This window comes from Burkholderiales bacterium (genome assembly GCA_036262035.1).
GTDB lineage: Bacteria > Pseudomonadota > Gammaproteobacteria > Burkholderiales > SG8-41 > JAQGMV01.
In genome coordinates, this window is record DATAJS010000031.1 from 258,813 (window position 1) to 285,392 (window position 26,580).

The 26,580-nt window shown below is 67.0% G+C and carries 23 protein-coding genes; 8 read left to right on the plus strand and 15 right to left on the minus strand.

The window, feature by feature from the left end:
* Positions 1-81 precede the first annotated feature (81 nt).
* From VHP37_31170 to VHP37_31185, 4 genes are all read right to left on the minus strand, one after another.
* Entirely contained in the window at positions 82-1,053 is a 972-nt protein-coding gene (locus VHP37_31170; GenBank protein HEX2830838.1) for a tripartite tricarboxylate transporter substrate binding protein, read from the minus strand.
* A gap of 101 nt (positions 1,054-1,154) precedes the next feature.
* Positions 1,155-2,324, minus strand: a complete 1,170-nt coding sequence (locus tag VHP37_31175; protein ID HEX2830839.1) for a SpoIIE family protein phosphatase — start codon at positions 2,322-2,324, stop codon at positions 1,155-1,157.
* Positions 2,321-2,692, minus strand: a complete 372-nt coding sequence (locus VHP37_31180) for a response regulator (GenBank protein ID HEX2830840.1) — start codon at positions 2,690-2,692, stop codon at positions 2,321-2,323. The genes VHP37_31175 and VHP37_31180 overlap by 4 nt, the downstream gene beginning before the upstream one ends.
* Positions 2,689-5,754 (minus strand): response regulator, encoded by a 3,066-nt coding sequence (locus VHP37_31185; protein HEX2830841.1) that lies wholly within the window; start codon positions 5,752-5,754, stop codon positions 2,689-2,691. Before VHP37_31185 ends, VHP37_31180 begins: the two co-directional genes overlap by 4 nt.
* A gap of 176 nt (positions 5,755-5,930) precedes the next feature.
* Between VHP37_31185 and VHP37_31190 the strand changes: the two genes are divergently transcribed.
* Positions 5,931-6,770, plus strand: coding sequence for an N-formylglutamate amidohydrolase (locus tag VHP37_31190; protein HEX2830842.1), 840 nt, complete (start codon positions 5,931-5,933; stop codon positions 6,768-6,770).
* Positions 6,771-6,896: 126 nt separating this feature from the next.
* Positions 6,897-8,168, plus strand: a complete 1,272-nt coding sequence (locus tag VHP37_31195) for an MATE family efflux transporter (protein HEX2830843.1) — start codon at positions 6,897-6,899, stop codon at positions 8,166-8,168.
* Here the strand turns inward: VHP37_31195 and VHP37_31200 are convergent.
* The gene (locus VHP37_31200; GenBank protein ID HEX2830844.1) at positions 8,165-8,854 is read right to left on the minus strand and encodes a gamma-glutamyl-gamma-aminobutyrate hydrolase family protein; all 690 of its coding nucleotides are present in this window, start codon (positions 8,852-8,854) and stop codon (positions 8,165-8,167) included. The genes VHP37_31195 and VHP37_31200 overlap by 4 nt on opposite strands.
* An 8-nt stretch (positions 8,855-8,862) precedes the next feature.
* Positions 8,863-9,825: a tripartite tricarboxylate transporter substrate binding protein gene (locus VHP37_31205; GenBank protein ID HEX2830845.1), complete on the minus strand. Its 963-nt coding sequence runs from the start codon at positions 9,823-9,825 to the stop codon at positions 8,863-8,865.
* Between the two features lie 57 nt (positions 9,826-9,882).
* Between VHP37_31205 and VHP37_31210 the strand changes: the two genes are divergently transcribed.
* A complete protein-coding gene (locus tag VHP37_31210) occupies positions 9,883-11,409 on the plus strand; it encodes an acyl--CoA ligase family protein (protein HEX2830846.1) in 1,527 nt (508 codons plus the stop codon).
* A gap of 234 nt (positions 11,410-11,643) precedes the next feature.
* On the opposite strand, the gene VHP37_31215 is transcribed toward VHP37_31210, so the two are convergent.
* The 4 genes from VHP37_31215 to VHP37_31230 form a co-directional block, all read right to left on the minus strand.
* A complete protein-coding gene (locus VHP37_31215; GenBank protein ID HEX2830847.1) occupies positions 11,644-12,732 on the minus strand; it encodes a Gfo/Idh/MocA family oxidoreductase in 1,089 nt (362 codons plus the stop codon).
* Positions 12,732-13,169 (minus strand): carboxymuconolactone decarboxylase family protein, encoded by a 438-nt coding sequence (locus VHP37_31220; protein HEX2830848.1) that lies wholly within the window; start codon positions 13,167-13,169, stop codon positions 12,732-12,734. Before VHP37_31220 ends, VHP37_31215 begins: the two co-directional genes overlap by 1 nt.
* 53 nt (positions 13,170-13,222) lie before the next feature.
* Positions 13,223-14,185: a tripartite tricarboxylate transporter substrate binding protein gene (locus tag VHP37_31225; GenBank protein HEX2830849.1), complete on the minus strand. Its 963-nt coding sequence runs from the start codon at positions 14,183-14,185 to the stop codon at positions 13,223-13,225.
* 92 nt (positions 14,186-14,277) lie between these two features.
* Positions 14,278-15,876 (minus strand): AMP-binding protein, encoded by a 1,599-nt coding sequence (locus tag VHP37_31230; protein HEX2830850.1) that lies wholly within the window; start codon positions 15,874-15,876, stop codon positions 14,278-14,280.
* 128 nt (positions 15,877-16,004) lie between these two features.
* Between VHP37_31230 and VHP37_31235 the strand changes: the two genes are divergently transcribed.
* The 3 genes from VHP37_31235 to VHP37_31245 are packed head-to-tail and all read left to right on the plus strand — an operon-like array spanning position 16,005 to position 19,292.
* Positions 16,005-17,426 carry a TldD/PmbA family protein gene (locus VHP37_31235; protein ID HEX2830851.1) on the plus strand — a complete coding sequence of 474 codons (1,422 nt, stop codon included), beginning with the start codon at positions 16,005-16,007 and terminating at the stop codon, positions 17,424-17,426.
* On the plus strand, positions 17,427-18,749 hold the full coding sequence (locus VHP37_31240) for a metallopeptidase TldD-related protein (protein ID HEX2830852.1): 1,323 nt from the start codon (positions 17,427-17,429) through the stop codon (positions 18,747-18,749). It begins immediately after the preceding gene.
* A gap of 57 nt (positions 18,750-18,806) precedes the next feature.
* Positions 18,807-19,292 (plus strand): hypothetical protein, encoded by a 486-nt coding sequence (locus VHP37_31245; protein HEX2830853.1) that lies wholly within the window; start codon positions 18,807-18,809, stop codon positions 19,290-19,292.
* 34 nt (positions 19,293-19,326) lie between these two features.
* Here the strand turns inward: VHP37_31245 and VHP37_31250 are convergent, their stop codons facing one another.
* The 4 genes from VHP37_31250 to VHP37_31265 all read right to left on the minus strand — a co-directional run bounded on the left by VHP37_31250 (position 19,327) and on the right by VHP37_31265 (position 23,335).
* Positions 19,327-19,656, minus strand: a complete 330-nt coding sequence (locus VHP37_31250) for a hypothetical protein (GenBank protein ID HEX2830854.1) — start codon at positions 19,654-19,656, stop codon at positions 19,327-19,329.
* 149 nt (positions 19,657-19,805) lie between these two features.
* Positions 19,806-21,083: an amidase gene (locus tag VHP37_31255; GenBank protein HEX2830855.1), complete on the minus strand. Its 1,278-nt coding sequence runs from the start codon at positions 21,081-21,083 to the stop codon at positions 19,806-19,808.
* A 208-nt stretch (positions 21,084-21,291) separates the two neighbouring features.
* Positions 21,292-22,248, minus strand: a complete 957-nt coding sequence (locus VHP37_31260) for a tripartite tricarboxylate transporter substrate binding protein (protein HEX2830856.1) — start codon at positions 22,246-22,248, stop codon at positions 21,292-21,294.
* Positions 22,249-22,432: 184 nt separating this feature from the next.
* The gene (locus VHP37_31265; protein ID HEX2830857.1) at positions 22,433-23,335 is read right to left on the minus strand and encodes an alpha/beta fold hydrolase; all 903 of its coding nucleotides are present in this window, start codon (positions 23,333-23,335) and stop codon (positions 22,433-22,435) included.
* 240 nt (positions 23,336-23,575) lie between these two features.
* Here VHP37_31265 and VHP37_31270 point away from each other — a divergent pair, with 240 nt between their 5' ends.
* Entirely contained in the window at positions 23,576-24,370 is a 795-nt protein-coding gene (locus VHP37_31270; protein HEX2830858.1) for a class II aldolase/adducin family protein, read from the plus strand.
* Positions 24,371-24,451: 81 nt separating this feature from the next.
* On the opposite strand, the gene gcvA is transcribed toward VHP37_31270, so the two are convergent.
* Positions 24,452-25,378 carry a transcriptional regulator GcvA gene (gene gcvA / locus VHP37_31275; GenBank protein ID HEX2830859.1) on the minus strand — a complete coding sequence of 309 codons (927 nt, stop codon included), beginning with the start codon at positions 25,376-25,378 and terminating at the stop codon, positions 24,452-24,454.
* A gap of 186 nt (positions 25,379-25,564) precedes the next feature.
* On the opposite strand from gcvA, the gene VHP37_31280 reads away from it, so the two are divergent.
* Positions 25,565-26,569 carry a tripartite tricarboxylate transporter substrate binding protein gene (locus VHP37_31280; protein ID HEX2830860.1) on the plus strand — a complete coding sequence of 335 codons (1,005 nt, stop codon included), beginning with the start codon at positions 25,565-25,567 and terminating at the stop codon, positions 26,567-26,569.
* Positions 26,570-26,580 lie beyond the last annotated feature (11 nt).

Genomic DNA, 26,580 nt, shown 5'->3' on the forward strand with positions numbered 1-26,580 from the left:
CACGGCGCCTGCCGCGCCTCGCGATGACGTCATTGCGAGGAGCGATGCGACGAAGCAATCCCGAAAACGTTCGTTAGCGTCTCACTCCTGCGGAATGCCGGCGTCGTTGATGATCTTCGCGAACACCGCGCTCTCTTTCTTCATGAAGGCGGCGAGCTCCGCGGGCCCCTGCGCGATCACGTCCGCGCCCTGCTGCGCCAGCCGCTGTCTGGTCTCGGGCAGGACGAGCACCGACGCGAGATCGCGATGGATGGCAGCGACGAGCTCCTTCGGCGTACCGGCGGGCGCGAAGATGCCCATCCACGCGGTCATGTCGAACCCGGGATACGCTTGCGCGATGGGCGCGACGCCGGGCGCCGCAGCCGACGGTTTCGCGCTCGACACCGCGATCGCGCGCAGCCGCCCTGCTTTCACCTGAGGCAGCGCCCCGACGATGTTCGCGAACATGACGTCGACCTGCCCCGCGATCAGATCCACGAAAGCCGGCGCCGCGCCCTTGTAGGGCACGTGGACCATCTTGATCCCGGCCATCGTCTGCAGCAGCTCCATCGACAGGTGCTGGAGGTTGCCGATGCCGGCGCTCGCGTAGGTGAGGCCGCCCGGCTTCTGCTTCGCGATGCGCACGAGGTCGCGCACCGAGCGGATCGGCGTCGACGGATGCACCACGAGCAGCATCGGCGCTGCGAGCACCCAGGTGACCGGCTCGAAAGCGCGCTCGGGATCGTAGAGCGGCTTCTTGCGCAGGTGCGGGTAGACGGTCATCGGACCGCCGTTGCCGAGGAGCAGCGTGTAACCGTCCGGCGGCGACTTCGCGACGAGCTCCGCGCCGACCGCGCCGCCGCTGCCCCCGCGCGTATCGACGAGCACCGGCTGTCCCCATTTGGGACTGACTTTCTGGCCGATGTAACGCGCGACGTCGTCGACCGGACCGCCCGCGGCGTACGGGACGACGATGCGCACCGGCTTGGAAGGAAATCGCGGCGGCGTCTGCGCGGATGCGGCGTGCGTGACGGCGGCGAGCGCGCAGGACAGCGCGAGCGCGGAAAGCTTCATGGACCTCCTCGTGTAGCGCAGGCGCCCCTGCCGGCAGCGCTTATGAAGCAGGCGAGGCGCCTGCGCTACGTTTTCGTTTGGAATTTTTCGGGAAAGGCGGATTAGACCAGCCGCACCGCCATCGCCGCAATATCGTCGGCCTGCGGCGCTTCGGCGACGAAGGCGCGCACGTCCTCGACCACCTTGTCGACGATCGCTCTCGGCGTCGCGCCGCCGAGGCCTTTGAGGCTGTCCTCGAGGCGCCGGTCGCTGAAGAAGCAGTGCTCCACGTTGGTGGCCTCGGAGACGCCGTCGGTGTACATGAAGATCGCGTCGCCCGGCTCGAGCTTGTGCTCGCCGTTCTCGTACTCGAAGCCCGCTTCGATGCCGAGCGGTATCCCGACCGGACCTTCGACGCGCCTGACCTCGCCCGAGGCGCCGATCACGCACGGCATCTGATGGCCCGCGCTGCAGAACGAGAGCGTGGACGTCTTCGGATCGAGCATCGCGAAGAACACCGTCACGAACATGAACGCGCTGTTGACGCGGCACAGCTCCTTGTTGACGTGCTCGATGATGCCGGCGGGGCTCGGCCGCTCGCCGTCCCTGGCGCAGAGGAGCGTGCCGGCGACGCGGATGACGCTGTTGGTATGCGCCATGAACAGCGCGGCCGGCGCACCCTTGCCCGAGACGTCCGCGACCACGAGACACAGCGTGCCGTCCTCGAGATGGAAGAAATCGAAGAGGTCGCCGCCGACCTGCCGCGCGGGCAGGAGGGTGCCGAACACTTCGATCGCCGCGCTTGGCGGCGGAAACTCGCCGGGCACCATGCCGAGCTGGATCTCGCGGGCGGATTCGAGCTCGGCTTCCATGCGCGCGAGATGCGACGCGGTCTCGTCGCGCAGCCGCTTCTTCTCCAGGCTCGCACCGACGCGGGCGTTGAGCAGCACCGGGTTGAACGGCTTGGCGAGATAGTCCTCGGCGCCGAGCTTGATACAGCGCACCACGCTCTCGAGCTCGTCGACCGCGGAGATCATGATGACCGGCAGGTGCCGGAGCCGCACGTCGCCCTTGAGCCGGTCGAGCACCTCGTAGCCGTTCATCTCCGGCATCATCACGTCGAGCAGCACGAGATCGAACTCGTGCAGCGCGAGGAGGTCGAGCGCTTCGCGGCCGTTGGTCGCGGCGGTCACGTCGGTGTAACCCTGGCGCTTCAGCCGCTGCGTGAGCGTGTAGCGGTTGTCCTCGTTGTCGTCGACGACCAGCAGCCGCGGCCCGGCGTTCGTCATCATGAGCCGCCGTTCTCCACGAGCGCCTGGATCTTGCCGCGCAGCCGCGGGAAATCCACCGGCTTGGTGTCGAAATCGTTGCAGCCGGCCTCCAGCGCTTTCTCGCGGTCGCCGGACATCGCGTGCGCCGACAGCGCGATGACCGGAATGCCGCGCGTGTCGTCCGACGCCTTGAGGCGCCGCGTCGCCTCCCAGCCGTCGAGCACCGGCAGCGAGAGGTCCATGATGATGAGGTCGGGCTTTTCCGCGACCGCCATCTGGATACCCTTCGCGCCGTCGCCCGCGATGAGCACCTCGTGCCCCAGCCGGGTCAGGCGGTTCCTGAGCACGTACACGTTGTCCTCGTTGTCCTCGACGTACAGTATTTTCATCGAGCGCCTCCTGCGGCGGCGGGCTCGGCGTGGCGTATGCGTGCCGCGAGCGTCTCGCTCACCTTCCGCAGGAGCTTGTCGCTGTCGTGCGCCCCCTTGCGTATCACCGTCTCGACCTCACCGTTCAGCCGCTTGCGGTCTTCTTCGGTCAGGTCGAGCGCGCTCACCACGATCACCGGGATGTCGCGCCATTCGCTCTTCTCCCGGAGCTGTGCGAGGAACTCGAATCCATCCATTTCGGGCATCATCAAATCGAGGAGTATCGCATCCGGTTTGGACTGCTGCACGCGGTCCAGCGCGACGCGGCCGTTCGCCGCCTCGTCGACGGTCCAGCCATGGCGCTCGACGGCGGCGCGCACGGTGGCGCGCGAGGCTTCGTCGTCTTCCACCAGCAGCAGATGGCCCGTATCGCGGCCGCACAATGTCCGCAGCAGGATCGCGAGGCGCTCGCGGTCGACCGGCTTCACCATGTAATCGGTCGCGCCGAGCGTGTAGCCGCGCTGCTTCTCGTCGACGATGGTGAGCAGGATGACCGGGATGCCGGCGAGCTCGGGATCGCCTTTCAGCGCCGCGAGCACGGTCCAGCCGTCGATGTCGGGCATCATCACGTCGAGCGTGATCGCCGCGGGCCGCATCTCGCGCGCGAGCGCGAGCGCTTCGATGCCGTTCGCCGCGGTGGCGACGTCGTAATTCTGGCGCTCGAGGAAGCGCGTCATGAACTCGCGCACCGTCTCGTCGTCGTCGACGACCAGCACGGTCGCCTTGCGGTCGCTCTTGACGGGCGCGGCGGGCAGCGGCGTGCGATCGGCGATGGCGCGCAGCTCCTGCGGCGCCGTCGTCACCGGGAGCTGTATCGTGAACGTCGAGCCGCGTCCCGGCGTGCTCTGCACCGTGATGTCGCCGCCCATCATGCGGCAGAAGCGGCGGCTGATCGCGAGCCCCAGCCCGGTGCCGCCGTATTTGCGCGTGGTCGACGCGTCGGCCTGCTCGAAATCCTGGAAGAGGCGGCCGATCTGCTCGGGCGTCATGCCGATGCCGGTGTCGGTCACCTGCAGCGACACGTTGTCGCCGGCCGCGGTCGTATGCCGCGCGGCGGTGATCGTGACCGTGCCTTTCTCGGTGAACTTCACCGCGTTGCTCGCGAGATTCAGCAAGGCCTGGCGCACGCGTGTCGCGTCGGCGTAGAGCTCGCCCACGCCCTCGCCGCAGTGCACTTTCACGGCGTTGCCGTTCTTCTCGGCGAGCGGCCGTATGGTGTCCGCGACGTCGTCGACCAGCGAGCCGACCTCGAAAGTCTCCGGCGAGAGCTCCATCTTGCCGGCCTCGATCTTGGAGAGGTCGAGGATGTCGTTGATCAGCACGAGCAGGTGCTGCGCCGCGCGCAGGATACGCTGCAGCGGCTCGACCTGCTCTTCCTGGCCTGAATCGTGCGCGTCTTCGAGCAGCATCTCGGACACGCCGATGATCGCGTTCATCGGCGTCCTGAGCTCGTGGCTCATGTTGGCGAGGAACTGCGACTTGTGGCGGCTCGCTTCCTCGAGCATCTGGCTGCGGCGCTCGCTCTCGCGGCGGCGGATGAACTGGCCGATCTGGCGGCCGACCGCGCGCACCATGTGCAGCAGGGCTTCGTCGGGCTCGGCGATCGAGCGGCCGTAGAACTCGATCACGCCGATCGGCTGGGTGGCGGCGGCCAGCACCGGAAAACCGAACGCGCAGTGCAGGCCCGCTTTAGCGGCGGTCGCGCCGCGGCGGAAACCGGGCGCCTGCGTCACGTCGCGGAACCACACCGGCGCGCCGTCCATCCACACCCGCCGCACCAGTCCGCCGGTCGTCAGTTTCGGGGCGGCCTCACCGGTCCACGCCGGCGCTTCGTTGACCGTCTGCGCGGCGGCCGTGACGAACTCGCCGATCTCGGGCGAATCGATGTGCCACGTCTGCGCGCAGCGCAGGAGCTGCGTCTGCTCGTCCCAGCGCCAGTGCGCGCCGCACGCCCAGCCGAGGCTCTCGCAGATGATCTGGATGATCCTGGTCACCGCTTCGCCGGTCGTCTCGGCTTCGGACAGCACGCGCGTGATCGCATGCTCCATCCGGCGGCGCTCGTCTTCGCGCTTGCGATCGGTGACGTCGATGATCGTGCCGATGAGGCCCGCGATCGTGCCGCGCGTGTCGGTGAAGGTCGCCTTGTAATAGCTCGCCTCGCGCATGCCGTGCGGGGTCTTGATCGTCGTCTCGTAGGTCTGCGTGCCCGGCTTGTCCCACAGCGCCTTGTCCATCGCGTGCAGGCGGTCCGCGACTTCCGGATTGTTGGGATAGAGGTCGTGCACCGTCTTGCCGACGAAGCTCTCGCGCGGGATGCCGAAGTAGCTTTCCCACGCCTTATTGACGCCGAGATACTTGCCGTTGGTACCTTTGAAGAAGACCGGATTGGGCAGCGCTTCGATGAGCTGCTCGGTCATGCGCCGCGCATCGAGCTGCGACTTGAGACGATCCGCGGCCTCCAGCGCCTGGTTCTTGATCTCGATCTCGCGCAGGAGGCGCTCGTTCTGGAGCGCGAGCGTCGACTGTGCGACGACCTGGAGGAGGCCGATGCGCTCGGGGCCGAACGCCCCCGGCGCCTTGCGGCGCACTACGATGCCGCCGACGATGCGGCTGCCGCGCCGCATCGGCACGGCGGCGACGGCGCGAAAGCCCGACAGTATCGCCGCTTCGCGGAAGCGGCCGGTGACCGCGGGATCTTCGAGGACGTCGGGAACATCCCACGGCTGCCGCCGCGCCGCGGCGATGCCCACCGCGCCTTCGCCGAGCTTGACCGGGTTCGCGCGCAGGCGGTCGACGTGCTCGTCGTCCATGCCGTGCGTCGCGCGCGGGAGGAATTCTTCGGAATCCGGGTCGTAGTCGTAGATCGTGCCCTGGTCGGCGCCCGACATCTGCACCGCCGCGGTGATGATCTGCTGGAGGAAGGCGTCCGCGTCGATGACGGCGTTGGCGGATCGCGCGAGCTCGCCGAGCGTGCGCAGGGCCTGCAACGCGTCGACTTCGGATGGCGTCTGTGCAGCCGGCATGTCCTCCTCCTCGCGGCATCGCTGCCGCCCCCTCGTATGGCCGAAAATTATAGTCAGACTTCCGCCTTCGGCTGTCAGGAAACGGAACTATTTGACGGCGAGGGCATTTATCAGCGACCGGGCCGGCCCCGCCTCTGTCGTTAGAATCGCGTGGATTACAGGAGAAAGCCCGATCGATGATACACGCCAGCCCCGGCCTCTTTCTGCGTTACGAACCGCTTGCCACCGCGGTCCCGCTGCTCGTCGACGTGTCGCGCAGCGGCCGCGAATACCCGAAGGAATACCGCTCGCCGCTGCCTTTTACGACGGTCCACGACAACGTCTCGATGTACGTCGAAGACCTGTGGGCGGGCGCGCCGCAGGTCGGCGCGACGCTGCTCTACTGCGCGTTTCCCAACACCTGGGTCGACGTGAACCGCAACGAGCTCGACATGGACCCGGCGGTCGTTGACGGCGAATGGCCGGTGGAGCTGAAGCCGACCGCGCGCACTCTGGAGGGGCTGGGACTCATCAAGACCAAGGCGCGCTACGGCGAGCCGTTCCAGGAGCGCAAGCTCACCGTCGCCGAGATCGAGGAGCGCCTGAACCAGTACTACCGGCCGTATCACGCGGAGTTGAAGCGCATCGCCGACGATCTGTATGCGAAGTTCGGCAAGCTCACCCAGATCTCGTGCCACTGCATGTCGGCGGTCGGCGCGCCGACGCATCCCGACGCGGGTCAGCCGCGCGCGGATTTCTGTGTCAGCGACATCAAGGGCCTGACGGCGTCGAAGCCTGCCTTGGAGCTGGTGGTGGACACGCTGAAGAGCTACGGCTACAGCGTCTCGGTGAACACCCCCTACATCGGCAACGAGCTCATCCGCCGCATCGCCGACCCGGCCAGCGGCAGGAACAGCATCCAGGTCGAGATCAACAAGAAGCTCTTCATGGATACGAAGACGTTTCGTGCCACCGAGGGGCTGGCGAAGGTCAAGGCCGATCTCGACCGCCTGCTGCAGGTCCTCGCCAACGCGTAACAAGAACATCCCCTCCTCTCAGGGAGAGGGTTAGGGGTGGGGGTGGGTTTGCTTTTCCGCCGCAGGGCATCCGAGACACACAGCGTTCCGAGTCAGCATCGCCGCCTGCACGCCCAGCTCTGGGCGATGGCCGGGCCGATCATCCTGGCGAACATCTCCGTCCCGTTGCTCGGCGCGGTCGACACCGCAGTGGTCGGACACCTGTCGGAGGTCTATTACATCGGCGCCGTCGCAATCGGCGCGATGCTCTTCAACTTCATCTATCACCTGTTCAACTGCCTGCGCATGGGCACCACGGGCCCGACCGCGCAGGCGCGAGGCGCCGGCGACTACGGCGAGGTCCGCGCCATGGTCGGTCGGGCCCTCCTGCTCGCCGCCGTGATCGGCGCGGCGGTCGTCGCGCTGCAGCTTCCCATCATCTCCTTCGCTTTCTGGCTGATCGACGCGAGCGCGGAAGTGAAGCACTATGCCCGCGAATATTTCCTGATCCGGGTCTGGTCGATGCCCGCGGTGCTCTGCACCTACGCGATCATCGGCTGGTTCTATGGACTGGAGAACGCGCGCACGCCGCTCGTCCTCCAGATCCTGACGAACGTGCTGAACATCGCGCTCGCCTTCCTGTTCGTCTTCGGCTACGGCTGGGGCGTTGCCGGCGTGGCCGCGGCCACGCTCATCTCGGAATACGCCGGATTCATCGCCGGCGCGTGGACCATGCGGCGCACGCTGCGCAGCCTGCCCCACGACAGTCATCGCACGAGACTCCTCGATCGCGCCAGGCTGCTCCGCATGATCTCGATCAACACCGACATCGTCCTGCGGACCCTGTGCGTAGTGTCGGTGCTCGCGTTCTTCATGGCGAAGAGCGCCGAGCTCGGCGACGTGACGCTCGCCGCCAATCAGGTGCTGCACCACTTCCTGATCTTCACGTCGTTCGCGCTCGACGGCGTCGCACACGCGGCGGAGGCGATACTCGGCGAAGCGTTCGGAAAGCGTCATCGCGAAGCCTTCACGCGCGCGATGCGCGTGGTCTTCCTGTGGGCGGGCGTGGTCGGGCTCGTCAACGTTGCGATCTATGCCGTATTCGGGCACGGCATCATCGCGCTTCTCACCAGCATCCCGGAAGTCCGCGCTGCCGCGGCCGCGTATCTGCTGTGGCCGGTGCTGATCCCGCTGGTATCGGTGTGGGCCTACACCTACGACGGCGTGTATCTCGCCGCCACGCAGACCAAGGCGATGCGCAACGCCGTCATCGCCGCCTTCGGCGTGTTTCTGGTGCTGCTGTATACGCTGATGCCGCTCTGGGGAAACGCCGGTCTCTGGATTGCGGTCGCTGCATTTCTCGGCGGTCGCGCGCTGCTGCTCCATCGACTCTTTCCGACGCTCATGCGGGCGTTCTAGGGCTGCTGGCGCGACAGCTCGACGAGGTGGCGGTAGACCGCAGGCCCTGTCGCATCGGACTCCGGATGCCACTCCACCCCGGTGAACCCGCGCCCTTCGATCGCCTCGACGACGCCGTCGTCCGCATGCGCCGCGGCGGTGAAACCCGGAGCGACCTTGTCGATCGCCTGATGGTGCGACGACGCGACCAGCGCGCGCTCGCCGAGCGCGCGGCGCAGTGCAGAGCCCACAGCGGTCGTGACGTGGTGCTGGGTGGAGATGCCCGTACCGCCGTGCTCGATCGCGCCGCCGCCCGGGAGCTCGACGTGCAGCGTGCCGCCGAAGTGCAGGTTGATGAGCTGCATGCCGTAGCACACGCCGAGCACCGGCTTCCTCGAAGCGTTGAACGCGTCGATGAGCAGCCGTTCGTAGCCGATGCGCTCCTGCACTTCCGCGGACGGGCTGTCGAGCGCGACACCCGCGTCGAAGCATGCCGGCAGGTCGTCGCCGCCAGAAATGACGAGACCGTCGCAGAGCTCCGCGACCGCCGACGGCGCGAGGTCGGGCGGTATGAGCACGGGGTGGCCGCCGACTTTCGCGATGCACGCGCTGTAGCTGCGCTTGATGTACAGGTACTCGTGTCCCGCACGCAGGCGCTTCCCCGGGTCGATGCTGATCGATACGCCGATGACCGGTTTGCGCTGCATGCAGCGGCCTAGTCGGCTTTCGCGCCGGACGCTTTCACGACCTTCGCCCACTTCGCGACGTCGCGCTGCACGACTTTCGAGAATTCCTCCGGGGTCGTCGCATACGACGTCGCGCCCTGCTTGAGGAACAGCTCGCGCACGTCGGGCGCGTTCACGATCTTCACGATGTCCGCATTCAGCCGCGACACGATCTCGCGCGGCGTGCCGTCGGGCGCGAACACGCCGTACCATGCGACCGCTTCGTAGCCCGGCAGGCCCGATTCGGAGACGGTCGGCATCTGCGGCACCGAGGGAAAGCGCTTCGCGCTCGTCACCGCGAGCCCGCGCAGCTTGCCCGACGCGACCAGCGGCTGCGCCGACACGATCGTCGAGAACGAGGTCGCGACCTCGCCCGACACCAGCGCCGGCATCGCCTGCGAGCCGCCCTTGAACGGCACGTGCAGCATGTCGACGCCGGCCATGCTGGTGAAGAGCGCGCCGGAGAGATAGAGGAAATTGCCCGAAGAGGCGTAGCTCAGCTGCCCCGGCTTCGCGCGCGCGAGCGCGATCAGCTCCTTGACGTTCCGGACCGGGATGGACGGATGTGCGACCACCATGTTCGGCAGGAGCGCGGTCGGCGTGATCGCGACGAAGTCCTTGACCGGATGGTACGAGGGCTTCGCGTACAGGCTCGCATTGATCGCGTGCGTGCCGGTCGTGCCCATGACCAGCGTGTAGCCGTCCGCGGGCGCGCGCGCGGCGATGTCCGATCCGAGCACGCCGCCCGCCCCGGCACGGTTGTCGACGGTGACGACCTGACGCTGCCACGCCTCGTTGAGCTTCTGCGCGACGACGCGGGTGACGACGTCGGTCGCGCCGCCCGGCGGAAACGGCACGATGAAGCGGATGGTCCTGGAAGGATAGGGATCGGCGGCATGGACGCTCGCCGACACGAGCGCGCCGGCGGCGCACAGCAAAAGAGGTTTGTTCATGCGTTACGATGATACACGGTGCATCACTCCATAAGAGGTTCGCGCGTGGACCCGACGATGTCTTTCGAGCCGCTCACTCCGACGGCTTTCCTGGTACGTGCCGGCGCGGTCTTCGCCGACCGCGTCGCCGTCATCGACGAAGACCGGCGCTATACGTACGCCCAGTTCCTCGATCGCGCGCTGCGGCTCGCCGGGGCGTTGCGCGGGCTCGCTGTCGAAGCGGGCGACCGTGTTGCGGTGCTCGCGCCCAACACCCACGTGCTGCTCGAAGCGCATTACGGCGTGCCGTTCGCCGGGGCTGTGCTCGTCGCGCTGAACCCGCGGCTCACTGCGGGCGACCTGACGGGCATCGTGCGTCACGCGGGGGCATCGGTGCTCGTCTACGACGGCGACTTCGACGCGGTCGCGCGGGAGATCGGCGCGGCGAACGCCGGGCTGAGGCTCGTGCGCGCCGATGAATACGAAACGCTGCTGCAAGGCGCGCAACCATATCGGTCCGCGGTCGAAGACGAGCGCGCGCTGCTCGCCATCAACTACACCAGCGGCACGACCGGCTCGCCCAAAGGCGTGATGTACCACCACCGCGGCGCGTATCTGCAGGCGCTGGCGATGGCGCTGCATACGAAGCTCGACGCGAGCAGCCGCTTCCTGTGGACGCTGCCGATGTTCCACTGCAACGGCTGGTGCTTCACGTGGGGCGTCACCGCGGCCGGCGCGACGCACGTCTGCGAGCGCAAGGTCGAGCCCGCGCGCGTGTGGCGGCATCTCGCGGAGTCGGGCATCACGCATTTCAACGCGGCGCCCACGGTGCTGGTCATGCTGGCCTGGCACGAGTCGGCGCAGCCGCTGCAAGGACGCGTCGCCGTCGCGACCGGCGGCGCACCGCCCACGCCGGCGCTGCTGTCGCGGCTCGCGTCGCTGGGAATGGACGTGACGCACCTGTACGGCCTCACCGAGACCTTCGGTCCGGCGGTGATCTGCGACTGGCATCCGGAATGGAACGCCGCGAGCGCCGAGGAGCAGGCGCGCTTCAAGGCGCGCCAGGGGGTAGGCAACGTGATCGCGCAGAGGATACGCGTCGTCGACTCGGCCGGCGCCGATGTCGCACGTGACGGCACGGCGCTCGGCGAGATCGCCTTGCGCGGCAACAACGTGATGCTCGGCTATTACCGTGACGAAGAAGCCACCAGGCGCGCCGCACCCGACGGCTGGTTCAGGAGCGGCGACCTCGCGGTCGTGCACCCCGACGGCTACCTCGAGATCCGCGACCGCGCGAAAGACATCATCATCTCGGGCGGCGAGAACATCGCGTCGATCGAGGTCGAGCGCGTGCTCGTGAGCCATCCGGCGGTGATGGAAGCCGCGGTGGTTGCCGGCCCGGACCCGGTGTGGGGCGAGGTCCCCGTCGCTTTCGTGACGCTGAAGAGCGGCGTGGTCGTCAGCGAGCAGCACCTCATCGACCACGCCCGCGCCAGCCTCGCGCACTTCAAGGCGCCCAAGCGCATCGTCTTCGGCGACCTGCCGAAGAACGCGACGGGCAAGATCCAGAAGTTCGTGCTACGGGATCGGGCTAAGGGCCCTTAAGGTCAAATACGTAATTGACCGCCAAGGACGCAAAGGACGCAAAGGAAAATCACAATCAAATAACCACAAAGGACACAAAGGTTAATCAACGTCGCATCGTCACGCGTGCGCGATGTTTAGCTTTCCTTTGTGTCCTTTGTGTCCTTTGCGTCCTTTGCGTCCTTTGTGGTGAATAGGGTTGGCTTTTTGCCCTTCCTTGGCGTCCTTTGCGGCCTTTGCGGTTAATAAGCCTTTTTAGCCGGCGAGAGGCAGCGTGACGGGCCGGCCGGTTGCGACCGAATGCTCGATGGCCAGCGTAGCCTCCAGCGTCGCGCGCGCTTCGTGGGGCGTCGCGAGCACGCAGGGACGGCCCATGCAGAGGTAGTCGAGCCACGCGCGGGTCTCGTTCGCGATCGGCCCGTAGAACTCCCCCAGCGCCCAGTCGCCCGGCGTGCCGCTCTGCAGGAACACCATGTTGACGCTGTGATCCGGCAGGTAGACGTGCGGGATGCCTTTCTCGCTGTACATGAGCTGGTCGGTGTGATCGTCGTCGAGGATCATCACGCCGTCGGTGCCGACGACCTCCACTCGCGCGGCGTGGCCGAGCGCGGGATACTTTTCGGGCAGCGCGTACGAGACGCCGAGGTTGGCGACCGTGCCGTCTTCGTAGGTGAGGATCGCGTACGAGACGTCGGCGACGTCATGGCCGGCGTTCTTCAGCACGCCCATCTGGCCGCGCGCATAGACTTCCACCAGCCGCTTGCCGCCGAAGAGAAAGCTCATGAGGTCGACATAGTACGTGAGCGCATCCACCACCGGCGTCGCGTGCGGATTGCGGCTGAGCATCGCCAGCGCCTGCGAGCGCGAGTTGAAGACCCGCGCGGCGCCGCCGGTCGGCGTGCCGATGCGCCCCTGCACGACCTGCTCCCGCGCGATGAGATAGCGCTCCTTGTAGCGCCGGCTGTAGCCGACCCGCACGTCCGCCCCGCTCTTCTCGATCGCCTGGATGACGCGGTCGGCGTCCGCGGTGGTCAGCGCGATCGGCTTCTCGACCAGCACGCGCTTGCCCAGCTCGATCGCCCTCACCAGCGGCTCGACGTGCTCGCCTTCGCTCGTCGAGACGATGACCGCGTTGACGTCCGGATGCTCGATGATGGCGTCGTTGCGCGTGCTGCTGACCTGGGCGCCGACCGTCGCGGCGAGCTTCTTCGCCGCAGCGTCGTCGCGGTCCGACACCGCGATGAACCGCACCGCGGGATGCGCCGCGGCGAGCCGCGCGCGCAGCGTGCCGATGCGGCCGGAGCCGACGATCGCGAGCCCGATCGGTTTGCTGTCGGCCGGCATCAGCGTCGCGCCTTCGCGCGTTTCTTCGCCGGCGCCCGCGCGCCTTCCCCGGCCTGCCAGCGCTCGATCGCCTGGCGCGCGGTGCGCGTGCCCTTGAGCGCCGCGGGAAAGCCGCAGTAGATCGCCGCCTGGATGAGGACCTCCATGATCTCCTCCGGCGTGACCCCGTTCCTCAACGCTGCGGTCGTATGCAGCTCGAGCTCCTCGGGCTTGTCGAGTGCGACCAGGAACGCGAGGTTGAGCATGCTGCGCGTCCTGTGCGGCAGCCCGGGCCGCGCCCACGTCAGTCCCCAGGCCTGGGTCGCGAGGTGCTGCATCGGCGCGCTCCAGTCGCTGGCGAGCGCGAACTGCTTGTTGACGTACTGGGGCGTCAGCACCTGCTTGCGAACCCGCAAGCCCCGCTCGAAGATCGCATCGTTTGTACGTTTCGCCGCCATCAGCCTCTCCTCACCTTGATCTCCTCACCTTCACCTCATCACTTCAACGTCTCTCAATCGACGTTGATGTGCGCTTCGCGAACGACCTTCGCCCACTTCGCGAGCTCGGACTTCATGAACTTCGCGAGCTCTTCGGGCGTGCTGCCGACCGGCTCGATCGCCGAGCGCTGGAGCACCGCCTTGACCTCGGGCTGCGCGATCGCACGCACGATCTCGCCATGGAGCTTGTTGACGATATCCTTCGGCGTGCCGGCCGGCGCGAGGAAGGCATACCACACGCCCGCGTCGAAACCGGGCAGCGCGGCTTCGGCGACGGTCGGCAGGTTGACGCCGGTGAGGCGTTTGGACGTGCTCACCGCGAGCGCGCGCAACCGGCCGCTTTCCATGTGCGGCTTCGCGGTCGCATAGGGAGCCGACAGCACCTGCGCTTCGCCGGCGATCGTCGCGGTGAGCGCGGGGCCGCCGCCTTTGTACGGGATGTGCAGCATCTTCACGCCGGCCATGCTGTTCAGGAGCTCGTTGACGAGATGGCCGCCGCTGCCGCTGCCCGACGATGCATACGTGATCTGGTTGGGCTTCGCCTTCGCGAGCGCGATCAGCTCCTTGATCGATTTCACCGGCAGCGAAGGATGCACCAGGATGATGTACGGCCCGCTGCCGAGCAGCGTGATCGGCTCGAAATCCTTGATCGGATCGTAGGACACTTTTTTGTAGAGCGCGGGATTCACCGCGAGCTGTCCCGTCAGCGCGAAGACGAGGGTGTAGCCGTCGGGCGGCGATTTCGCCGCGAGCTCCATGCCGATGTTGCCGTTGGCGCCGCCGCGGTTGTCGACGATGACCTGCTGCTTCAGGCTCTGGCCGAGCACGTGGGCCATCGGCCGGATGATCGTGTCCGCCCCACCGCCGGGCGGATACGGAATGATCATGCGGATCGGTTTGCTCGGGTAGGTCTGCGCCTGCGCGGCAAAGCTCGCCGCGGCGAGACACAGCGCTGAGATGTACGTTCTTGTTTTCATCGTTCTCCTCGGTTTCAAGTCAATAGGGGTTCCCGCCTGCGCGGGGACGACGGGGATCGTCATTCCCGCGAAGGCGGGAATCCATTTTCAGGTTACTTCTCAGCCTCCAGGTCCACCGCCCTGCCCTTCAGCGACGCATCCTTCTTCAACTGTGCCTTGAGCACCTTGTGCGTCGGCGTGTGCGGCAGATCGTCGACGAACAGCACGTAGCGCGGCACTTTCTGCGGCGCGAGGTGCTCGCGGCACCACAGCGCGATGTCCTGCGCGGTCGCGCTCCGTCCCGGCTTCAACACCACCAGCACGAGGATCTCGTCCTCGCCGAGCTCCGCCGGCACCGGTATCGCCGCCGCTTCGTGCACCGCCGGGTGCGTGCCGATGACGCGGTCGAGCTCGGCGCCGGCGATGTTCTCGCCGCGGCGCCGGATGATGTCTTTCTTGCGCGAGACGAAGAAGAAGTAGCCGTCCTCGTCGCGCTTCACGAGGTCGCCGGTCTTGAACCAGCCGTCGGCGAACGCGTCCTTCGTCTGCTCGGGATCGCGGAAGTAGCCCTGCATGATGATCGGCGTCTTCACGAGGAGCTCGCCTTCTTCGTCGACACCGACGTCCTTGCCGTCGTCGTCGACCACGCGGCATTCCGCCCACGGGCGCATTGGGTCGGGATGGCGTCCGATCGGTCCCATGCTGCCCGGCTTGCGCAGGCCTTCGACCGGATTGCACGTCACGCCGGGGATTTCGGTCATGCCGTAGCCGCCGATGAGATGCGGGATCCGGAACTCGTCGCGGAACGTCGCTTCCATGCTGTGCCGCACGCCGTAGATCGCGCGAATCCTGTGCTCGGGCCTGAACTCCGACCGCGGGCGGTTCTTGAGGATCGTGCCGATCGCCTCGATGATGTTGACTTCGGTCGCGCCGTAATCGACCGCGGTGTTCCAGAACGTCGAGGCGGAGAAGCGCGGCACGACGATCATCGCGCAGCCCGCCGCTACCGTTCCTGCCAGCGAATAGAAGAGCGCGTTGATGTGGAACAGCGGCAGCACGATCATCACGCGATCGTCGGGCTGGAGGTAGACGCGCTGCACGAACGCTTCGCCCCCGGTGATGAAGCTGCGCTGGCTGTGCATCGCCCCTTTCGGGAAGCCGGTCGTCCCCGACGTGTAGACGATGAGCACGGTGTCGTCGCCGCTCACATCCGACGGCATCGCGCGCGGCTGCACCCGTGAGGCCTCGGCCAACAGCCCCGGCACGCCGGCATGCGCGTCGCCGAGCATCAGGAACCACGGTGCGCGCTTCAATCCGTCACACGCCTCGCGAACGACGTCGAGCGTGTCGGCGCTCGCGACGACGCCGCTCACTTCGGCGTGGTGCAGCACGTAGCGCGCTTCCTCGACGCCGAACTCCGGATTGATCGGCACCATGATCGCGCCGGCGCGGGCGAGCGCGAACAGCATGAGCACGTGGCCGTCGCTGTTGCGCCCGCTGACGCCGACGCGATCACCCTTGCGGATGCCGCGGTCGAGCAGCAGCGACGCGATCTGGGTAACGGCCTCGTCGAACGACCGCCAGGTCCAGGTGCGCTCGCCGAAGCGGATGAAAGGACGTTCCGCATCGCGCGCGGCGCGGCTCTCGAGCACGCCGTGCAGCGTGTAATCGTGCGGAGGGTAGAGCTTCAGGACTTCGAGGGGCTGTTTCATGATGCGTGAAGCGCGGGAGAGTGCGGACATTACAATACGCGCTTTGTCGTCGGCAAGGCGCTTGCATCGCCTGCACGACCACCCCTCCCTGACCCTCCCTCCGAGGGGGGAGGGAATTGTTGAGTGATATGCACGACGATCTGCGAAAAACTTTCGAGTCGCTGCGCTCCACCGCCGGCTTTTATTCGCTGCGCGTCGTGGACGAGGAACGCGAGCACTTCGCGGTGCGCAACGACACCGTCGAGCCGCCGCGCCTGCTCTGCGACCGCGGCGCGATGCTCGTCGCGGTGAGCGACGGCGGTTACGGCTACTGCGCGACCAGCGACCTCACGCACGCAGGACTGCAGGCGGCGCTCGATCGCGCGACCGCGTGGGCGGTAGCGACCCGCACGCAGAGCGTGCATCGCTACAGCCCCGAGGACATGCCCGCCGCCCGCGCGGAGCGCCTCGCTGCCGGCCGCCGCGTCACGCTCTCCCGCAGCGAGCTCTACGACCTCCTCGCCGACGAATGCCGCAATGCCGCCGTCGATCGGCGCATCGTCGAGCGCTACGCGAGCCTGGAGCTGCGCCGCGTCGACCAGCGCTATCTCACCAACACCGGCGGCGACGTGCACCAGCAGTTCGTCTACACCGTGCCGCAGGCCCACGTCACCGCCAACGAAGGTACCGAGACCCAGAGCCGCACCTTCTTCGATGCGCGCCAGGGCGGCTTGGAGCGGCTCGCGGACAGCGGCTTCTCGGGCTGCGGCGCGATGCTCGCCGGCGAAGCGTTACAGCTTCTGGGGGCGCCGAACTGCCCGTCCGGCCGCATGGACCTGCTGCTCATGCCCGACCAGATGATGCTGCAGATCCACGAGTCGATCGGCCACCCGCTCGAGCTCGACCGCATCCTCGGCGACGAGCGTAATTACGCCGGCACGAGCTTCGTCACGCCCGACATGTTCGGCCGCTACCGCTACGGCTCGGAGCTCCTCAACGTCACGTTCGACCCGGGCGTTACCGACGAGCTCGCGAGCTACGACTACGACGACGACGGCGGGGCCGCCGAAAAAGTGTGGCTCATTCGCGACGGCATCCTCGAGCGCCCGCTCGGCGGGCGTCTCTCGCAGCGCCGCGCAGGGATGGAAGGCACCGCGAATTCGCGCGCGGGATCGTGGAACCGCGCGCCGATCGACCGCATGGCGAACCTCAATATCGAGCCCGGACCGCACACGCTCGACGAGATGATCGCGTCGGTGCGACGCGGCGTGCTCATGCGCAGCAACGTCTCGTGGTCGATCGACGACTCGCGCAACAAGTTCCAGTTCGGCTGCGAATGGGGCGAGCTCATCGAGGACGGCCGGATCAAGGGTGTCGTGAAGAACGCCAACTACCGCGGCATCTCCGCCGAGTTCTGGCGCAGCCTCGCCATGCTGGGCTCGGCCGGGACGTTCGAAGTGCACGGCACGCTCTATTGCGGCAAAGGCGAGCCCAACCAGGTGATCCACGTCGGTCACGCCTCGCCCCCGGGTTTATTCCGCGACGTCGAAGTGTTCGGAGGCTCGCCTTAAGTGAGCGCGCAGGCGCAGTTCTTCGAGCTCGCCGATGCGCTCGCGCGCGAATGCGACGCGGGCGAGGTGCTGCTCGCGGCGCTGTCCGGCGAGCGCTCCGATTTCGTGCGCTTCAACAAGGCGCTGGTGCGGCAGGCCGGAACGGTGGAGCAGCGCTATCTCACGCTGCGCCTGGTGCGCGGCTCGAGGCAGGCGGCGGCGACGATCGCGTTGTCGGGCGGGCCGGGCGACCTCGACCTCTGCAAGCGCACGCTTCCGCGCGTGCGCGACATGCTCGCGCAACTGCCCGAAGACCCCTGGCTGCTGCTGCCCGACAGCGTAACGTCCACCAACTTCCACCGGCGGGGCGCTCTGCCGGACGCCGAGAGCGTGGTCGAGCAGGCCGTCCAGGCGGGACAGGGCCACGACTTCGTCGGTTTCTATGCAGCCGGCGCGATCTATCGCGGCTTCGCCGACAGCCGCGGCCAGCGCAACTGGCACGAGGTCGACACTTTCAACTTCGACTGGAGCGTGCATCTGCGCGCCGACAAGGCGGTGAAGGACGGCTACGCGGGCTTCGACTGGGACGGCGCGGTGTTCCGCGACAAGGTCGAGACCGCGGTGCAGCGGCTCGAGCTGCTCGCGAGGCCGCCGGTGACGCTGGAGCCGGGCGAATACCGAGTCTTTCTCGCGCCGCACGCGCTCGAAGAGATCACCGGCCTGTTGTCGTGGGGCGCTTTCTCCGCGCGCTCGCGCGCGACGCGGCGCAGCGCGCTGCTCCTCATGGAGCACGGCGAACGGCTCTCGCCCAAGGTGACGCTCGCGGAAAACACCGCCGGGAGCACCGCGCCGATCTTCCAGGGCGAAGGCTTCGTGCGGCCGCCCGGCGTCACGCTGATCGAGCGCGGCGCCCTTGCCGACAGCCTCGTCTCGCCACGCTCGGCCAGAGAATACGGCTACACCGCCAACGGCGCGAACGGCGGCGAGAGCCCCGAAGCGCTCGACCTCGCCCCCGGTGAGCTCCCCGCGGCCGAAGCGCTGGCCGCGCTCGGCGACGGCCTCTACATCGGCAACCTCTGGTACCTGAACTATTCCGACCGGCCGGCGTGCCGCATCACCGGCATGACGCGGTTCGCGACGTTCAAGGTCGAGGGCGGACGCATCGTGGCGCCGGTGAACGCGCTGCGCTTCGACGACACGCTCTACCGCATGCTCGGCGAGAACCTCGTCGACTTGACGAGCGAGCGCGAGATGCTGCTCTCGACGTCGACCTACGATGAGCGCTCGACGTCGAGCTCGCACCTGCCCGGCGCGCTGATCGGGCGATTGCGCTTCACGCTTTAAGCTTGAGATGCGCCGGGCGTAGTATGTCCGGCTCGAACAAGAAGACGGAGGAATGCCGTGGCGGATGTCGTTCGCAAAGTCGAATATTTTTCGATACAGGTGCCGAACACCGCGGGCAAGGCGTTCGGCGTGCTGTCGACGCTCGTCAGCGCCAAGGTCGACCTGCTGGCCTGCGTGGGCGTGCCCCACGGCAAGCGCGCCAAGATCGACGTCGTGCCCGCCGATCCCGCCAGTTTCAAGCGGGCCGTCACCAGGGCGGGGCTGGCGTTCACTTCGGAGAAGAGCGGCTTCCTCATCCAGGGCACCGAGCGCAGCGGCGCCCTCACCGATCACCTGAAGAAGCTCGGAGACACCGACATCAACGTCACCGGCATCGATGCGCTCTCCGCCGGCGAAGGGCGCTGGGGCGCGATCATCTGGGTCGAGGACGATGCGGTCAACCGCGCCGCGCGCGTGCTGAAAGCCCAGGCGAAAGCGAAGGCCAAGGCCAAGGCCAAGGGCAAGGCCAAGAAAAAAACCACGAAAAAACGTAGGGTGCGTTAGCGCCGAAAGGGCGCGTAACGCACCGAGCCCCACCTCACCGCTGCGTAAACACCACCACGATCGCGACGACCGCAACCCCCAGCGCGGTGACCGCGAACGTATAGGCCCGGCGGATCCGCTTCTCGGTCTCGGTCGCGGCCTGCTCGAGCGCAGCGACGGTCAGCCGCAACTGCTCGGCGAGCTCCCTGATATGCGCCGCATTCTCCGATGCCACCGATTGCAGCTCGGCGATCTGCTGCTGGACGACGCCCGCTTCCTCGGCCGGCGTCCCGAACTTCTTGGTGAACACCGGCTTCGCCGCGGCGACGATATTGCCGACGTGGGGAAGGATGAGCTTTACGGCAGGCCAGAGCCAGGACGGCATGAAAAACCTTTGAGCGCGAAACGCGAAGTACGAAATGATAAACGCTCCGGGAAAGCGGAACTCGAAAGAGCGCGGAAAGGAAAGGAGGTCTCGGAGGGAAACCCTGGTTTCCCTCCGAGTCGTTTACCGGCGCGGAAGCGCAGCGCCCGCTAGCGGGCGCGCATGACGTACTTGCAGGCGGCAAACAGCTTGCGGTCGTCATTGCGGCGCGCGATGAACTGCGCGCCGACGGGGAGACCGTTCGGGCCTTTGAACAGCGGCAGCGTGACGGCGGGGACGTGCATCGAGGTCCAGATCGCGCAGAACGACGCGTTGCCCGTGGAGTTCAGGCCGATCGGCGCCTCGCCCGACGCCACCGGCACCAGCAGCACGTCGAGGTCGCCGAGAACCGCGTCGACCATGTTGCGGCAGTGCTGGATGAAGGTGCGCGCTTCGCGATACTGCTCGAACGTGCACGACAGCCCGTCCTTCAAACGGCCGTTGCGCAGCTCGGCGCTGATGAGGTTCCAGTGGTTCTCGATCTCCCACGTGAAGTTGCGCGAGAACTCGAAGCTCGATACCCAGCGATGCGCGTCCTCGATGCGCGAGAACTCCTCCGGCAGCGTGACGTCGCGGACCTCCGTGCGCGCCGCGAGATCCTGCGCGAGCCCGGTCAGCATCGCCTGCGTCGCCGGCTCGCACTGGTCCCACATCGGCGTGCGGCAGAAGCCGATGCGCGGCTTCCACGCCGCATCGTCGACGAGCGGCTCGACCTTGGCGCCGAGCAGCACGTCCCTGTACAGCGCGACGTCGTCGACCGAGCGCGCGATGAGCCCGAGCGTGTCGAGCGAGCCGGCGGCTTCTTTCACGCCGACGGCCCGCAGGTCGCCCCACGTCGGGCGATAGCCGACGCAGCCGCAGAAGCTCGCCGGCCGCAGGGTCGATGCAGTGGTCTGCGTGCCGACCGCGAGCGGTACCATGGCGTCGCCGACCGCGGCGGCGGAGCCGCTCGACGACCCGCCGGGCGTGCGCTGCGGATCGAAGGGATTGCGCGCCTTCCCGGGGAAGCGGTTCGCGAACTCGGTCGTCACGGTCTTGCCCATGACGATTGCGCCGGCGCGGCGCGACAGCGCGACGCACGCGGCGTCGTTCACCGGACGGTGCCCTTTGTAGATCGGCGAGCCGTACTCGGTCGGCATGTCGGCGGTGTCGATGATGTCCTTGAAGCCGACGGGCACGCCCTGCAGCGCGCCGACGGTGCCTCGGCGATCGAGCGCGCGCGCCTGCGCGAGCACGAGATCGGGGTCGAGGAACTGCCAGGCCTCGACGCGCGGCTCGCGCTCGGCAATGCGATCGAGGCACGCGCGCGCCACGGCTTCGGCGGTCGTCTTGCCCGAAGCGACGGCGCGGACGATCTCGGTGGCTGTTAATTCGTTCAGAGCTTTCATGGTGACTCCTGGATTACTTCAAAAGCATCAACACGGTGGACACGGAGGTGCACGGTGGACACGGAGGAGAACCGCAAATGTCATCGCGAGGAGCGATGCGACGAAGCGATCCCGTGGCGCACGCTGCGTTCGCAACGAGATTGGTTCGTCACCCTGTTCCTCGCAATGACGATTCGAATTCCTCCGTGCCCTCCGTGTTCAAGCTTTGTTACTCCGGTTTGATGCCTGCGGCTTTCACGACCTTACCCCATTTCGCGGCCTCGCTTCGGAGGTACTGCGCGAACTGTGCCGGCGTGTCGCCGACCGGCTCGAGGCCCAGCGAGAGCAGGCGCTTGGACGTCGCAGGGTCGTTCAGCACCGCGACGATCTCCTTGTGCAGGCGGGCGACGATCTCGCGCGGCGTCTTCGCAGGCACGACGACGCCGTTCCAGTTGTTCGCTTCGTAGCCCGGCAGACCGGCTTCCGCGATCGTCGGCATTTCGGGGAACAGCGGCGAGCGCGCTTTGGTTCCCACGCCGAGGGCGCGAAGTCGTCCCGCACGGATGTGCGGCTGCGCGGTGGTGAGATTGGCCATGGCGAAGTCGAGCCGGCCCGCGACGAGGTCCGCGACCGCCGGTGCGCCGCCTTTATAAGGCACGTGCGTCGCATCGACGCGCGCCATGCTCGTGAAGAGCGCGGTGGCGAGATGCCCCGCGCCGCCGACGCCGCTCGTGCCGTAGTTGTACTTGCCCGGATTCGCCTTGAGCAGCGCGATCAGCTCCTTCACCGATTGTGCCGGCACGCTCGGATTCACGACCAGGAGGTTGGTCGAGCCGGCGACGTTCGTGACCGCCGCGAAATCGCGCTCGAGGTCGTACGGCACCTTGCCGTAGAGCGAAGGATTCACCGCGGTGGGCGGGGTCGCCATGAAGAGCGTATAGCCGTCGGGCGCCGCATGCGCCGCGATCTCGGTGCCGATGATCGTGCCGCCGCCGGTGCGGTTGTCGATCACGACCTGCTGGCCCATGCGTTCGAAGAGCTCGCGGCCGACGACGCGCGACAGCGTGTCGGTCGAGCCGCCCGCGCTGTACGGAACGATGAGACGGATCGGTTTGGTGGGATAGGCGCCGTCGGCCGCGAAGGCCGTGGACGAGAGTGCAAGCAGTGCGAGAGAGAGTGTTTTCATCCGCCGAACATTAAAGGGTTCGGCGCCTGTTGCGCAACGTCGGCACTTCGATCGTCATTCCCGCGAAGGCGGGAATCCATTCGACGCGAAGCGTCGTCCTGGCGAAGGCCAGGATCCATTTTCTGCCGGGACCTCAAAATCAACGTGGATTCCCGATCGCGCTATCGCGCGTCGGGAATGACGATCAGCCGCGGTAGATCGGCTCCGGCTGGGTGAACCACGAATGAAGGATGTGGTACACCATCCTGTAATTGATCTGCTGGAAGCTCGCGTGCGAGATGCCCGACATCACCGAGAACGTCTTGTCGGGGTTGGGCAGCTTCTCGAAGAACTTGATCAGATCCTCGAAGCTCGCGATGCCGTCCCACTGCCCGCGCATGACGATCGTCGGCACCGTGATCTTCTCGGGATCGACGATCGGCAGCCTGGAGGTCATGTCGACATAGGTGCCGGTCGGCATCGAATCGTCGAGCGCGAGGATGGCGTCGGCGAACGCTTCGATCGTGCGCTTTTCGGCGCAGCCCGGATGGTCGCGCTCGAACACCGAGTATACGAACGCGCGATCGATCGGGCGGCGATTCATCTTCTTGAACTCGGGCAGCCTCTTGGCGCGCTCTTTCAGCGTCGGGCTGCCTTCGCCGGTCCACACGAACGCATCGAGCGCCAGGCGCGCGACGCGGTCGGGATTGCGCTGCGCGAACAGCGCCGCTTTGAGCGCGCCCGACGAGATGCCGTACACCAGGAACTTCCTGATGCCGCGCGTCTTCATGATGTAGTCGGTCGCGGCCTCGAGATCGTCGGCGCCGTTGGAGATGTCGAAGTTGATGTCGCGCTTCTTGTCCGAGCGGCCGTAGCCTTCGTTGTCCACGGTCCAGGTGTTGAAGCCGCGCTGCGCGAACCAGTCCATGGCCGAGGAATCCTCGCGGCCGGGCACCGTCAGGTCGAACGTCGGCTGCGACGCCATCGACGAGCCGTGCACGAACAGGACCGTGGGCTTGTTCGGATCCGAGGCGCCGGCGGTCTTCTCCCAGAGAAACAGGCGCACGTCGCCTTTCTGGGTCCAGTGTTCGTTGCCGGTGACGGTCATAAAAGCTCCAGTGTCGAGTGTTGAGTGTTCAGTGTTGAGTGAAAAGCCGGGGCATGGAGCCGCTCAACGCTTATCACTCAACACTAAACACTCGGGGGCCGAAGGCCCCCGGGAGAGCGCGTGAGTCTAGAGAGGAGAGGCCATACCGTCAAATGGTGGACTCGGCATTTGTCCACGGCGCGCGCCCGGCCTAAAATCGAATCGAGCAGCACACCCCTCCGCAGTCCTTCGGTAAATCCCATGTCCCCCGACTTTTCGACGCAGTTTCCGTGCGTGCGCGAGCACGTCAGCCCCGAGGAGTGGCAGGCGCGAGTCGACCTCGCCGCGTGCTACCGCCTGATGGACAAGTTCGGCATGACCGACCTGATCTACAACCACATCACGCTGCGCATTCCCGGCACCGAGCACCTGCTGATCAACCTCTACGGCATGCTCTACAAGGAGATCACCGCCTCGAGCCTGGTCAAGATCGACGTCGAAGGCGAGATCGTCTGGAAGCCGGACACGGACTACGGAATCAACAAGTCGGGCTATGTCATCCACGGCGCGATCCACAAAGCGCGTCCGGATGTACACGCGATCATCCACAGCCATACGCGTGCAGGCATCGCCGTCTCGACGATGAAGTGCGGCCTGCTGCCGATGAGCCAGACCTCGATGCGGTTCGTGGGACACATCGGCTATCACGATTACGAAGGGCCGGCGGTCGACCTCGACGAGCGCGAGCGCCTGGTGCGCGACCTCGACGGGCACAGCGCGATGATCCTGCGCAACCACGGGCTGCTCACCTGCGGGCCGAGCGTCGCGCAGGCGTTCAACCTCATGTACAACCTCGAGCTCTCGTGCCGCGCGCAGGTCGACGCGATGGCCGCGCGCACCGAGCTCGCGCTGCCGCCGCAGGAAGTGCTGGCCCACACCGCGAACATGTACCAGCCCGGGACCCGCCGGCCCTACGGCGAGCTCGAGTGGCACGCGATGAAGCGGTATCTGGAAGCGGAAGAGAAGTTCTCCGGCTATCCGCGGTACGACTCGTAATTCAAACCCCACCGTAACGCTCCCCTGAAGGGGAGGGAACGCGTCACCGCTTCATCCGTCACCGTCTCATCCGTCACCGCTTTACCCGTCACTTTTGTCCAGCGTAGCAAGCAGCCAAGCGCGAAACGTCTCGACCTTCGCATCTCCGGCAGATTCCTTCGGACACACCAGGTAGTACCCCGCATCGCGCATGAGCGGCTTGTCGATCGGCACGACGAGCCGGCCGTTCGCGATCTCCTCGGCGAGATACTTGCGCTGCCCCATCGCCACACCGAGACCGTCGATCGCGCACTGGTAGACGATCGAGAGGTCTTCGAAGCGCATGTCGCGACGATCGGGCTCGCGCGTCAAGCCCGCCATCTCGATCCAGTCCGGCCAGTCGCGACGGCGCGCGTTCAGATGCAGGAGCGGCAGCTCGAGCAGCTTCGCTGCGGCGAGCGTGCGCGTGTTCCCGGTGAGCTGCGGGCTGCAGACCGGCACCAGCTCGTCCCTGAACAGCAGATCCGCCCGCAGGTCGGCCCATGCGCCATTGCCGTACAGCACCGCGACGTCGGCCTGATCGCGCCTGAAGTCGACCGGATCGGCGCTCGCTTCGAGGCGGATCTCGACCTCGGGGTGCGCGGCCTGAAAGCTGGGCAGGCGCGGGATCAGCCAGCGCACGAGAAAAGTCGTGTAGCCGCGCACGGTCAGCACCTCGTGCGAGCGCGCCTGCCGCAATGCGTCGGTGTGCGCGGCGATCTGCTGCAAGGCGGCGCCGATCGTCTCCGCGTACGCGCGCGCCCCGCGCGAGAGCCTGAGCGTGCGGCCTTCGCGCTGGAAGAGCTCGAAGCCCAGCCAGCTCTCGAGGGCGCGGATCTGATGGCTGACAGCGCCCTGCGTGACCGACAGCTCGCGCGCGGCCTCGGTGAAGCTCATGTGGCGCGACACGCACTCGAAGACGCGCAGCGCGGCGAGCGGCGGCAGCCGCGGAGCACGCGCCGCACGCCGCTTTGCATTACCTTTACTCATAGGTGCATGAACAATCTTGGTTTGCGGGTCGACCGCGCGGCGAGTACAGTTCGCCGTCTGCAGGTGAAGCATCGCAGACCCGCCCCGGGACGTTCTGTCCTGCGGCGCTCCGGATGATTTTTTCTAATATTACCGGCGAACCCGCCTGCCAAGAGCGGCGCCCGACGAATTCCTGGAGGAGGATCGATGACTGCCGTACGCCGCGTTGCCTACGCGAAGCTCGCTTACTTCGCTGCGGCCGTCATCGGCGCCGGCGGCGCCCTGGGTGAAGCGGCAGCCCAGGGCGCCGATTCCGCGCGCTTTCCCTCGAAACCGATCCGGGTGATCGTCCCGTTCCCGCCCGGCGGCAGCAACGACATCCTCGGGCGCGTCATCGCGCAGAAGATGAGCGAGCGCCTCGGTCAGCAGGCGATCGTCGACAACCGCGGCGGCGCCGACGGCATCATCGGCACCGAGCTCGCGGCGCGCTCGCCCGCCGACGGTCACACCCTGCTCATCGTGTCGACGAGCTACGCGATGAATCCGGCGATCCACAAGCTGCCGTACGACCCGGTGAAGTCGCTGATCCCGATCTCGCTCATCGGCTCGGGCGCCAACGTGCTCGCGGTGACGCCGAGCCTTCCGGTGAAGACGTTGAAGGACCTGATCGCGCTCGCCAAGGCGCGGCCGGGGCAGCTTCACTACGCGTCGTCGGGGATCGGCGGCTTCAACCACTTCGGCGGCGAGCTGTTCAAGTCGATGGCGGGCGTGAACCTCCAGCACGTGCCTTATAAGGGCGGCGGTCCGGCCATGGTCGACGTGATGACCGGACAGGTCGAAGTCCTGTTCGGCACGCTGATCCAGGCATTGACCCACCTGCGCACCGGGAAACTGCGGCCGCTGGGCGTCGGCTCGGCGAAACGTTCGCCCGTGGTGCCCGACGTGCCGACCATTTCCGAAGCGGGCGTCGCCGGCTACGACGGCAGCATCTGGTGGGGCATCCTCGGCCCTGCCGGCATCCCGCAGCCGATCGTCACCCGGCTCAACACCGAGATCGGCGCGATCCTGCGCGATCCCGACATGGCGAAGCGTCTCAACGCCGAAGCGGCCGAGCCGCTGATCGAAACACCCGAAGCGTTCGGCAAGCTCATCGCAGGCGACCTCGCGAAATGGCAGCGGATCGCCAAGCAGGCCGGCATACGCGCCGACTGACGCATACACGG